Genomic DNA, 12,731 nt, shown 5'->3' with positions numbered 1-12,731 from the left:
GCTCGAGCGCTGAATCTTTCAAACAAAACTCAAGGTAAACGGAGTCGAAATATAAAGTTATAAATATGAAATTAAAAATGACTTTAGTATTACATTATAATGAGGAAGTAAACTTGGTCTATGAATTTACAATTGTTGCCTCTTTATGCACTATCTAATACTAAGTTAATGGTATGTTGTAGCTCCAATGAACTAACAGGTTTTCGAATTCTGTAATACGTTTGTGTAATTTTAAGATCTTCTATAAGAAAATAATCAGGATCATTATCTGTAAAGAAAATAAACGAAGCATGTTGCGGCGAGTGTTCAGATAATTGTTCTGCAAATTCAGCTCTTCTGGAGGGTTCATTAAAAGAAAAATCTCCCAAAAGAATATCAACTTGTTCCTTGGTTATAATAGTTAACGCTTTAGGGAATGAGTTAATTAGATATACTTCAAAATTATATGCTTCAATACTCTCGCTAAGTTGTTTTTGTAAAGACGGGTTCTTTGTAATAACAGCTATTTTTTTAGTGCTCATATAGAAGGTTTATCCGTTTTGTACCCTACAAGAAACAACAAATTAATGAATTAAGACTTCACATTGAGCGTTCACATTGAGCGGAGTCGAAATGGAGTCGAAATGGAGTCGAAGTCCAAAACAAAAGCGAACTCCATAGAGTTCGCTTTCATAGTATCATATTATTACAGCATATTGTTTATATACCTACACCTGTAGGTTCTCTCTCGGCACAAAGCGAAGCAGGACTTGTGTCGTCATTTTTAAACTGTGTCTTTTTAATGGTTGGAGGACATGCCAACATAGAGTCGCACATCACATATTTGGAACAGGTAGTGGCACTTTCATTGGCTGTGAGTGTACGAATAATATCCGTAATTACTTGTGTACCTCCTTTTATAGATTGCAAGTTTAAATGAGAGATGGTCGATTTTGTAAGGCGTAAGGTTTTTAGATTCTTTTTTTTCATAATTGTAACGTTTTAAAATGGGTTGACTAGCGTTTTCTTTTCTGGGACGATTATAATTTAAAAATAAAACCGCGTAATTAACTACGGTTTCACCGTAAAAAAAACGTTTAGTGTGTTGTAAATGAGTTGTTTGAGTATGGATGGTTAGTTCTTTGTTATTAAAGATTAGTTTATTCTCAAAGACACGAATTACCTCAAATATGCATTATGAAAAACATAGCAAAAAAGCGCGCGCGGCTGAACCTGTCGAAGTCAAGCCTAAACCCAAATCAACAAATAGACAAACAAATCAACAAAAAACAAATAAGAAGTATATAAGTTTACGAGTTTAGTCTTTGAAACAAAGAATAATATATCATATTACCGACAACCAAGGAACCAAAATAATTATCGTACCTTTTTTGATGATTTGTTTACACTGAGCCTGTCGAAGTGTGTCTTAAAAAAAATCTGACCATGAAACAACTAGTATTCATACTGTTTTTTGCTTTTCTAAACCCTGTCAATGCGCAGAATGATGTGTCCTTTGATGATTTAGTACGATCATATCGTGAATTTCGAGACAAAGAACCTTCTAAAGCTTTAGAATATGCTTTGCAGGCAAAAAGCTTGGCAGTCGTTCAGGGAGATACAAAACAACTTTCACTAGCAGATTATTATATTGCTACTTGTGAAATGGAACTAGAGCAAAACAAGACAGCATTAACACATATTGAATCTGCTATTGCGCAGGCTACGACTATAAATGATACGTTGCTTCTCTATAAATACTTATTTATAAAAGGAAGTATTCTTTCAAAATTGGGAGACGATTCCAAGGCTATAAAGGTATATATGCAATCAAAAAACTACGCAAAGGGAAACTCTGTTAAAGAAATAGCATCGCTTTGTGAAATTACTTTAATCAAAAAGCTGCATAAAGATTTTGAAGAAGCTATAGCGTTGTATAAAGATATACTGAAACGTTTATCTGCCTTAACAGAAACGCGTGATACTAAATATTATAGACTGATAGCACTTGTGGGTATTACAGATACTTATCTGAGAATGCAAAATACAGTAGAAGCTAAGGTTTATAATGAAATTGGACTTAAAAATAGTTCTAAAAATCAAAATGCAAGGGCGTACTATTCTTTGTTAATGAATAAAGCAATTATTCAGTATCAAGAAACACAATACAATGCATCAATAGTATTAACCAAACAGGTAGAAGCCTATGCAGAAGGTAAGGATGAAAGTTTATATGTTACCTCTTTGTTTTATCTTGGGAAGAACGCCTATAAATTAAAATCTTACACGGAATCTATACTGCAATTAGAAAAAACCTATGCTGTTATGAAGGCTTCCGAAAATGTGTATTCCAATGAAAAAGAATTACACGAGTTTTTGACAGCAGCCTATACTGAAGAAAAGAATACAGAAAAGGCGTCGTATCATTTGCAGCAGTATACAGCTCTCGAAAAAAAGCAAAGCGCCGAAGATTTAAAGCTTAATAATGAAATGCATGCTTTGGTAGATATAGTTCCTTTAAAAACGAAAATACATACACTTGACAAACAGCTTACGCAAGAATCCAAAAGTAAAAAAGGGTATATTATAACATCTATAGGATTGTTGTTGGTGCTTATAAGTAGTGTGTTTTATTATAGAGCAAGAAACAAGCGTGTACAAAAGAAATTTGCTGTGCTTTTACAAAAAGTATCAGCACTTGAAAAAGATAAAAAGGAAAAAGTAGAGACTCAAAAAGATACGGTGTCTGATGAAAAAATACAAGCTATTTTAAAGAAGCTAGCCAAGTTTGAAAAAAATGAAACCTACTTGTCTAAAGATTGTAGTTTGGGTGTTATGGCAGAAGCGTTAGAAACGAATACGGCATACTTATCTAAAGTAATTAATACCTATAAAGGAAAGTCGTTTACGGCATATATTACAGAATTACGCATAGAAACTGCTTTGGTAAATTTGAAAAACAACAAGAAATTGCAATCATATACCATCATGGCAATCGCGGACGAATTTGGATTTAAAAGACAGGAAACTTTTTCGAGAGCTTTTAAATTATATACCGGAATTTACCCTTCACAATACATAAGAAACCTGAAAGAAAAGAGCTAATTTGTTGACGATTTATAAAGCGTCAATGCAATTATTTTTTTATTGATTCAATATTTCTTTGCTTGAATACAGTTAACAATAACAATACAAAGTATTATGAAAAAAAAGAATCTAAAAAACCTAATATTACAAAAATATAGGGTTTCAAACTTAACATTATTATACAGAAAAGTAGGCGGATATACACCTGCAGATGCTTCAGAAACGGAAACCTATATAAATACAACTGATGCTTCTGTTGATGGAGCAAACTGTACAGCGGTAGATCAATCAGGATCACCAGATTGTCCTTCGTTTGTATATCATTCATGTCATACGAATGATGGTAGTACAAGAGCAAAACCGCCATCGGAACATGAAGGATGTCAAGCTGGAGGAAATGGAAATGCCATGCATGCAGGATAATATAAATTTTAACTCTTTGTGTCTGAGAAGAAAATTGACGCTTTATAATGCATCAATACCTTTGCTTTTACTGCATAGTAAAAATGAGTTGCTTTACATCATTAATCTTAAATTAAATTATGATGAAAAAAAGAAACCTAAAAACATTACAACTCAAGAAAAATCGTATTTCTAAACTCTATGGAGGAAGTAATTACCACAATGCAGGTGATGTACCTAATGATACTATTCATTACCCGCCACCTTCAGAAGGTATAGAGCCAGGATGTTTATGGTATAGTGAGTTGTATTCTGCTTGCGACTGTGTAACAATTCCACATTCTAATTGTATTGAGTGTCCATTAGAACATAATGCAAATGGAGATATAAGGCATCATCATGCCTAAGTTTAACGTGTTTTGAAAAAGTGATCTTCGGATCACTTTTTTTGGGTTTCAGGTGTTGAGTTTTTGGTCTTAGGAGAAACGTAACAAATGAACAAACCAACAAAAACCAAATCAACAAAAAAACAAATCCACAGAAAAAAACAGAAAAAACCACGCCTCCAAAAAAGAAACGTGGTTTTAGTTTGAAACAAAAAATAAAATAGTACACTACATACTATTGAACTATTATTTTTGCATTGCTCAAGGCATTTGTATGATCAATTATTTGTAATAAATACATGCCTCTTTGCAGCGTCCCAAATGAAATATGATCGGTAGGGTTGAGGTATTCTTTTACAAGGCGTCCTTGTGCATCAAACACTGTAACTTTTTTAGGAGTTGTTCCTTTAATGTATAAGATGTCATTAGTAGGATTAGGATACAGTGTTAGCGTATTTGAAGTATTTGCAATATCATCTATACTTAGTACAACGCTATTATATTCATAAACACGACTGTTTCCAGAAGTACCGCTATTACCTGCTTCTGGTGCACCCATAGCTACACGTGTGTCAAAAGACATATCATCATTAATAGCTACCGAATATCCAAAACGATCGCCTGAAGCAGTTCCAAAAATAGTGGTGCCTATTTGTGACCAAGTTGTCGTGCCTGTAGTTGTAGGCATTTGATATACTTTTACATATCCAGTCAAATTTCCAACACCACTTTGCGATCCTATTGCAATAAACTGCCCAGATTGTGACATGTCTATAGATCCAGCATTTCCAGAACTTCCAAATCCGTCGCCGTTGCCACTTCCTTGCATGTCATTTCCAATTTGTGTCCAAACACCTCCATTAAGAAAATAGGTGCGTACAACACCTGCATTCAGCCCATTGCCATCGTCACCAGGAAAACTAACAGCAATACGACTTCCATTAGAAGCAATATCAACACCTGCACCAGCATTGTCTCCAAAACCATCAGTAATATCTCCACCAATAGGAGTCCAAGTGTTTCCAACTAAATCATATACACGGGCGTATCCTGCATTGGTAGTGCCAATATCACTTAGCGAATTTCCAACGACAATGCGATTCCCGTTAGAGCTAATAGCGACATCAATTCCAAAGTTGTCGCTGCCAGATTCTCCTTGTAAGGTTTGTCCAATTTGTAACCAAGGATCTCCCAAACTTGTTTTTTCAAATACTTTTACATAATTGTTTCCTGCAACAATAAGGCGCGAACCATCACCATTCATATCTAGAGATCTTCCAAAACCAGAAGTTCCTGTTTCTCCTTCCAATTCGTTTCCGTCATAACGGATATATCCTCCTGGCGTATTTGGGTCACCTTGCGCAAGATATACATGTACATATCCTACGCCAGCGGTTCTTCCAGAAGGAGCGCCACAGGCAATCAAAGAAGCATCGTCATTCATAGTGACAGCATTTCCAAAATTATCACCTCCTTCTTCGGCATCAAAATCGGCTCCAGCAGTCCAGTGTACACCATTGTATCCATGCGTACGTACATGTCCACCTCGAATAAAAATTCCTGCATTAATAGCGCTTACGGCAGCAGGTGCGCCAACAACGACCACACGTCCGTTATCGCTAATATCAATAGATCTACCTGCTCCATCGCCCGTATTTTCATTGAGTAAATTTGTGCCCAACTGGACTTGTCCAAGAAGTCCAAAACTAGTGAGTAGTACTGTTAAAGTAAGTAGTGTTTTTTTCATTTTTATTTGAATTGATATCATTTTTAATGTGTTTCAGGATTAAAAATGATCGATTAATAGTTCTGATAAATTATTTTGTGTCGTTTATTGACAAAACGAATGTAGTCGAAAAAGCCACTGTTTTCGGGATGTTGGGACGAGTGACATATAATTGTTGACGAGTGACATGCTTTTGAATGGAGCTTATAAGCAGCGTGTCTCAGTTTTTTAAGAAAGAAGAATTTGTGTATTTGAAAATATGTAAACCAATACAATCATTATTTCTTACTACATGAAAAGATTTTTTCATCAGTAACAATACATCATAAAAAAAGTAAACCGAAGTTCGCTCGCTATCTTTATACAGTTATCTTTTTATATCATGTAAATGTATTCAGCTATTTCATACATGCTGTAGCAGGATTTGTATCGGTATCTGCAAATCTAGTTGTTAGACACTTTACTATTGTTTGTATACTATTACAAACAGGAACAAAAAAAAGATGCTCAACAAACAGAGCATCTTTTAGCGAATTAATAAATAAACCAATGTATGAATTGATTCTTGCGGTGTATAAACAAGAATTAATTAGTTGAGTGTAAATGCGTCCTTAAGAACGGTATCAGAGCTTCCGCCAACAAATACTTCAAAATCACCAGCTTCTACGATAAATTTTCCTTGATTGTTAAAGAAACCAAGTTCTTTGCTAGTTAGCGTAAATTCGATGGTTTTCGTTTCTCCTTTCTTAAAGTGAACCAATTCAAAACCTTTTAACTCTTTTACTGGACGCGTATTGCTTCCAAATAAATCTCTTATATATAACTGTACAACTTCTTTTCCGTCATAATCTCCTGTATTGGTAACATCAACCGTAATTTTGATATCATTTCCAATAGCAAATTCTTTTCCGTGAATTTTGAAGTTTTTATATTCAAATGTTGTGTAGCTCAATCCGTGTCCAAAAGGATATAACGGCGTGTTTTCTACATCTATATAGTGTGACCAGAATACATTGTCGTTTGTATTATCAGGTCTTCCTGTACTTTTATGATTGTAATAAATAGGAATTTGTCCCACATTTCTAGGGAACGTCATCGGTAACTTTCCACTAGGGTTATATTCACCATACAATACTTGTGCAATGGCATTTCCAGATTGTGTTCCAAGTTGCCAACCTTCTACAATAGTTGGAATGTGTTTTGCAGCCCATTCAATGGCTAAAGGTCGTCCATTATTTAAAACAAGTACAATATTTTTATTTACTGCATACACAGCTTCAAGCAATTCTTGTTGTAAGCCAGGTAAATCCAAACTGGTTCTACTTCTACCTTCACCACTTTGAAAACCATGCTCACCCAACACCATGACAACAACATCTGCTGTTTTTGCCGTATTTACAGCGTCGTCAATGCCATCTCGATTTGTGGTGTTCACAACAACTTCCTCGATAAATGCTGTGTGACCCACTACTAAATCAACCCCTTTTTTATGTGTTAAAGAATTGCCTGTGTACTTTTCCATTCCTTCCAAAACAGAAACTGCTGTATTGTCATCGGAAGCAATTCTCCAGCTTCCCAATGGACTGTTTTTATCGGCAGCAAGCGGTCCGATTAATGCTATTTTTTGTCCTTTTTTCTTTAGTGGAAGTAAATTTCCTTCGTTTTTTAATAACACTATAGATTTTTTAGCAACATCTAATACCGCTTCATGATGTTCTGCATGACCGATAACTTCTTTTTCATTAGCAGGATCGCAATACATATATGGATTGTCAAACAATCCGAGTTCAAATTTCACTTTTAAAATTCTACGAACAGCATCGTCTACAATACTTTCTTTTACAACACCATCTTCTACAAGTTTTACAAGTTCACGTACATATACATATCCTTCCATGTCTAAGTCCGAACCTGCACGTGAAGCAATAATAGCTGCTTGGCGTTTGTCTTTTGCATGTCCCCAAAATATAAGCTCATTGATAGAAGCCCAATCTGAAACCACAAAACCATCAAAGTTCCAATCACCTTTTAAAATGTCTCTTTGTAAAAATTCACTTCCTGTTACTGGAACACCATTTAATTCATTGAAAGAATTCATAAATGTTTTTACACCGCTATCTGCAGCAGCTTTAAATGGCGGAAGTACAGTATTATATAAAGTAGAAGTTCCAATATCTACGCTGTTGTATTCTTTTCCAGCTTCTGAGAAACCATACGCAGCAAAATGTTTTGCACATGCAGCGATAGAATGTTTATGACTTAAATCGTCTCCTTGAAAACCATGTACACGTGCACGGGCAATTTTGCTTCCTAAATACGGATCTTCTCCGCCACCTTCCATAACTCTTCCCCAACGTGGATCTCTAGAAATATCTACCATAGGCGCAAAAGTCCAGTTAATTCCTGCAGCAGAAGCTTCGGTCGCAGCAACGCGTGCCGAACTTTCAATCGCCGCTAAATCCCAACTAGCAGATTCAGCTAATGGAATAGGACTTAAGGTTTTATATCCGTGGATAACATCGAAACCTATTAATAAAGGGATTCCTAAACGTGTTTCTTCTACAGCAATGCGTTGTACTTCTTGTACATTTCGGGCACCTCGTACACTTAACATAGCGCCAACCCAACCTTTTCTTAGGTGTTCATATTTTAATTTAGCAGAACCTTCTTCAGGTGTTGGTCCTGTTACATCCCAAAAACCATTATATAAATTCATTTGACCTACTTTTTCATCTAAGGTCATCTTTTCCATCAAAGAATCTACTCTTTGATCAACTGATACTATCTTTACCATTTCCATTTCTGAACCACTTTTTTTGTTTACTCCACATCCAAAAAAACTAAACATAATTCCAGCTGCAATTATTATTTTATAGTGTCGTCTAATCATTGTTGTTTTTTTCATCGGATTGTTATTGTAAAAGTATAATATAATTGTGTTCGGAATTGTACATAAATAGTCAAAACTTGATATTTTTTTACATATTAGAGTTAAAATGAATTCAAAAATGATAAAATAGTATCAAAGTACTTTTTGAATCCCATTAAACTCTGTTCGAAATTCGCTTGGGGTCGCTTTTTTTATTTTTTTAAACATTCTATTGAAATGCGCAAGATTATTAAATCCACATTTATACGCGATTTCTCCTACACTTAAGTCCGTTTCTAAAAGGAAACGAGTTGCATAGCTCACGCGCGTACTATTAGTAAAAGAAATAAAGGTTTTACCTGTTCTGCTCTTAATAAAGCGGTTAAAAGAAACAGGAGTCATATTGATTAAAGCCGAGATTTCATCAAGGGTAATCTTGCGATGAAAGTTATTTTGAATGTACTCGTAAATCTTCTTAATCTTGTCACTATTCTCAAATTCGTTGTAATTTGAAAAGGATGTAGATAATAGCTTCTGATTGCGTGAATTTGACAAGTCTTGTAGAATAGAAATAAACTCTAAAAAGTAGTCAATCCCCGATGTTTTAGGGAGTTCCAGAAGTCGCGGCATAATTTCTTCTGTAATTTTTTCAGAAAATAAGATCCCGTGAATAGATCTGTTTAACATATCTTTGATAGACTTAAACACTCTGCGCGATAATAGCTTTTCATCTAGTAAATCATTATGAATATGAATGGTGACTTCGTGAATTTCTTTGTTTTTACAATTGTGTAATTCCCAACAATGTGGTAAATTAGGACCTACAAGAACTAGCTCGTATTTGCCAATTTCTTCCATGTGATCGCCGATTACTCTTCGAACACCGTCACCGTTGTAAATGAAGTTTAATTCGTATTCCGGATGAAAATGTAAAGGGAAATCAAAATCTTCTTTTACTCTATAATATACGAGGAAACTATCGGACTGAGATAGCTGTGTAATCTCTCTATGAATCTTTTTTTGCATAAATCTTGAACTTAATTTAACACAATTTTAAAGAAAATATATTGGAATTTGATAAAATTGTATTAAAGATTTGTTAATATTGAGTATACATTTGTACAAATAAAATGATTTTTTGTTTAAAAAGATGAAAATTATGCCAAGTGTTTATTCATTTTTTGACAATAAAAGTCTTAAAAAATGCTTTTTATCTAAAAAATAGCCTAATTAATTAACGAATATGAAAAACAATTTTTTAAAGAAATTTTTCCTAGTAATGTTACTGTCATCGTTCAGTGTTTTATCTGCACAAGACATTACAGGAGTTGTTTCTGATGCCGATGGTCCAGTCCCAGGTGTAAATGTTACTGTTAAAGGAACAAGTAATGGAACCGCTACAGATTTTGATGGTAAGTATACGATCAAAAATGTAAACTCAACTGATGTACTAATATTTAGCTATGTCGGTTACAAACCTCAAGAAATTCTTGTAGGTGACAAGAAAACAATCAATGTTACGCTTGAAGAAGACCAAAATTCATTAGATGAGGTTGTCGTAGTCGGATATGGAGCTAAAAAGAAAAGTTTAGTGACAGGAGCTATTTCAAGTGTAAATAGCGACGACATTAAAAGTGTATCTAACCAAAGAGTAGAGCAAGCTTTACAAGGACGTACTTCGGGTGTAACCGTTTCGTCTTCGTCTGGTTCGCCTGGTTCAGGTGCTCGAATTCGTATTAGAGGTACAGGTTCTAGTGGAACTTCAGAGCCTTTATTTATTGTTGATGGAATGAAAGTTTCAAACATTGACAATATTCCACCATCAGACATTGAAAACTTAGAAGTATTAAAGGATGCTGCTTCTGCGGCTATCTATGGTACAGAAGGTGCTAATGGTGTAATCATCATCACTACTAAAAGAGGAAAAGGAAAAGGAGTTAAAGTAAACTTTAATTCACAGCTTGGTTTCCAGTTCTTAAATAGTGATATAGAATTAATGAATGCTTCTCAGTTTGTAACATATATGAATGAAGCAGGCGTTACATCTGTAGTAAATAACGGAGTTGATACCAATTGGGTTGATGAAGTTTTTGATACTGCATTTATGCAACGTTATGATGTAAGTTTATCAGGTGAAGCAGCGGGTATTTCATATTACGCTTCTATCGCACACACTGATCAAGACGGTATTGTGTCAAAAGAAAACTCTTCATTTAAAAGAACTGCATTGCGTTTAAACCTTAAAAGTAATGTTACTAAATGGTTAGAAGTTGGCGCAAGTGCTACTACATCTTTCATAAAAAGAAGAGGAGTACAGGAAAATAACGATACAAGAGGTGTAATTCAAAATGCTTTAGTATTAGATCCGTTAACGCCAGTTACATATCCTGCAGGACAAGTGCCGCAAGAAGTAATTGATAGAGCATCAGATAACGGTTTCCCAGATGTACCATTATTAAGAGATGAAAATGGAAATGTATATGGATATCCAACATATTCAACAGGAGAAACATTAAATCCAGTTGCATATGCAGATGTGAATAGAACATTAAATACCAACAATCAATTCTTATCTACAATCTATGGTAAGTTTACCATCTTAGAAGGATTAAACTTTACATCTAGATTTGGATATGAGTATGGAGATTTCTTAAATGAAAATACAATCAGACCATATTTTGTAGCTTCGGAAGCGCAAAACACAACCTATACAATGTCAGAATCACAAGTTCGTACAAAACGTTGGTTATGGGAGAATTTTGCTTCGTATACAAAATCATTTGATAATCATAACTTCTCTGTATTAGCAGGATATTCTGCAGAAGACTTTGAAGTGCCAACAGTAGCGTCAAGAACTGGATCGGTAGCAATATCAGATTTTACAGGATTTGATTTAGATTTACCTGGATATACAGTAGATGATAGAACAGATAATATTGTTACTTTCAGAGATAACTTAGTATCTATGTATGGTAGATTGTCTTATGATTATGCTGGAAAGTACTTATTTGAAGCTTCTGTAAGACGTGACCGTTCTGACAAATTCCCTACCGCAAATAAAGCAGGTACTTTTTCTGCACTTTCTGGAGGTTGGGTATTATCTAAAGAAGATTTCTGGAGTGATGATTCTTTTGTAAACTACTTCAAAGTAAGAGGAAGTTGGGGACAAAACGGTAACAAGTCTAACTTAGCAGGAAATTCAGATATCATTAGTATCACAAGAAACATCAATGGATTACCAATTGATTATTTAGGTCAAGGTGGAGCGCAGATTACAGGATTTGCAAACACTAACTTAGTGTGGGAAACATCTACACAAACAAACTTTGGTATTGACTTAAGAGCCTTAGATAATAAATTACGTTTCTCTGTAGATTACTTTAAGAAAACAACAGAAGACTTAATTGTTTCAGATGGTAGTTTAATTACACCAGGTTCAGCAGGATTTACATCTAACGAATTTAACGCTGGTACAATTGTAAACAAAGGTCTTGAATTTGAAATTGGATATGCAAACAATGATAATGCATTCAAATATCAAATCAATGCTAACTTATCTACCTTAGATAATGAAGTAACAGAAATCTTATTCTTACCACAAGGAACATCAATTAGAGGAGCAGGAGCGCCACAAAATGATGATGGAATTACAAGATTTACAGAAGGTTTACCTGCATGGTACTTCTTTGGATACCAAACAAATGGTGTTGATCCAGCAACTGGAGAATTACAAAGAGTAGATACGGATGGTGACGGAAACATTACGAATGCAGATAAAACATTCATCGGTTCTCCACATCCAGATGTATTATTTGGAGGTAACATTGCTTTCCAATACAAAGCATTCGATTTTAACTTACAATACCAAGGAAGTCTTGGAAACGATATTTTTACTTCGTACAACCAACCTTCTAGACCTATTACAAACAAGCCAGTTCACTATTTTGATGAAAGATGGTCAAGTCCTGGTGACGTTGCAACTTTCCCATCATCTGCAACTATTACAGATGCATACGATACTGACTTAATGGTAGAAGATGGTTCATACATGAGAATCAAACAAATTCAGTTAGGATACACATTGCCTCAACGTATAGCTGAAAAATTACATATGAATAATCTAAGATTATACGTATCTTTAGATGATTACTTTACATTCACAAAATTCAGAGGATTAGATCCTGAAATCGGAAACTTTGGATTTAATGATATTGGAGTAGATAGAGGGTATTACCCAACTGCCGCAAGGATGATCTTTGGGTTGGCTCTAGATTTTTAATCA

General features: G+C 34.6%; 9 protein-coding genes. 4 read left to right on the top strand and 5 right to left on the bottom strand.

All coding sequences use genetic code 11. The annotated features are described in order from the left end of the window. Positions 1-143: 143 nt before the first annotated feature. Together Q0845_RS13625 and Q0845_RS13620 are read right to left on the bottom strand one after the other, a co-directional pair. Positions 144-521, bottom strand: coding sequence for a hypothetical protein (locus Q0845_RS13625; protein WP_298514113.1), 378 nt, complete (start codon positions 519-521; stop codon positions 144-146). A 178-nt stretch (positions 522-699) separates the two neighbouring features. Further along, positions 700-969, bottom strand: coding sequence for a hypothetical protein (locus Q0845_RS13620; RefSeq protein ID WP_298514108.1), 270 nt, complete (start codon positions 967-969; stop codon positions 700-702). A gap of 456 nt (positions 970-1,425) precedes the next feature. Here Q0845_RS13620 and Q0845_RS13615 point away from each other — a divergent pair, with 456 nt between their 5' ends. From Q0845_RS13615 to Q0845_RS13605, 3 genes are all read left to right on the top strand, one after another. Beyond that, positions 1,426-3,084: an AraC family transcriptional regulator gene (locus tag Q0845_RS13615; protein ID WP_298514106.1), complete on the top strand. Its 1,659-nt coding sequence runs from the start codon at positions 1,426-1,428 to the stop codon at positions 3,082-3,084. 96 nt (positions 3,085-3,180) lie between these two features. Then, entirely contained in the window at positions 3,181-3,489 is a 309-nt protein-coding gene (locus tag Q0845_RS13610; RefSeq protein ID WP_298514103.1) for a hypothetical protein, read from the top strand. 119 nt (positions 3,490-3,608) lie between these two features. Further along, positions 3,609-3,875 carry a hypothetical protein gene (locus Q0845_RS13605; RefSeq protein ID WP_298514100.1) on the top strand — a complete coding sequence of 89 codons (267 nt, stop codon included), beginning with the start codon at positions 3,609-3,611 and terminating at the stop codon, positions 3,873-3,875. A gap of 214 nt (positions 3,876-4,089) precedes the next feature. Here Q0845_RS13605 and Q0845_RS13600 read toward each other — a convergent pair whose 3' ends face one another. From Q0845_RS13600 to Q0845_RS13590, 3 genes are all read right to left on the bottom strand, one after another. Then, positions 4,090-5,601, bottom strand: coding sequence for a T9SS type A sorting domain-containing protein (locus Q0845_RS13600; RefSeq protein ID WP_298514098.1), 1,512 nt, complete (start codon positions 5,599-5,601; stop codon positions 4,090-4,092). 568 nt (positions 5,602-6,169) lie between these two features. After that, positions 6,170-8,485, bottom strand: a complete 2,316-nt coding sequence (gene bglX / locus Q0845_RS13595; RefSeq protein ID WP_298514096.1) for a beta-glucosidase BglX — start codon at positions 8,483-8,485, stop codon at positions 6,170-6,172. Between the two features lie 117 nt (positions 8,486-8,602). Next, entirely contained in the window at positions 8,603-9,475 is an 873-nt protein-coding gene (locus Q0845_RS13590) for an AraC family transcriptional regulator (RefSeq protein ID WP_298514094.1), read from the bottom strand. A gap of 217 nt (positions 9,476-9,692) precedes the next feature. Here Q0845_RS13590 and Q0845_RS13585 point away from each other — a divergent pair, with 217 nt between their 5' ends. Beyond that, positions 9,693-12,728, top strand: coding sequence for a TonB-dependent receptor (locus Q0845_RS13585; protein ID WP_298514091.1), 3,036 nt, complete (start codon positions 9,693-9,695; stop codon positions 12,726-12,728). Positions 12,729-12,731: the final 3 nt, after the last annotated feature.

It is taken from the genome of uncultured Kordia sp., assembly GCF_947489565.1.
GTDB lineage: Bacteria > Bacteroidota > Bacteroidia > Flavobacteriales > Flavobacteriaceae > Kordia.
The sequence above is the reverse complement of the archived record's forward strand: the minus strand, read 5'-3'. Positions and strand labels throughout refer to the sequence as shown.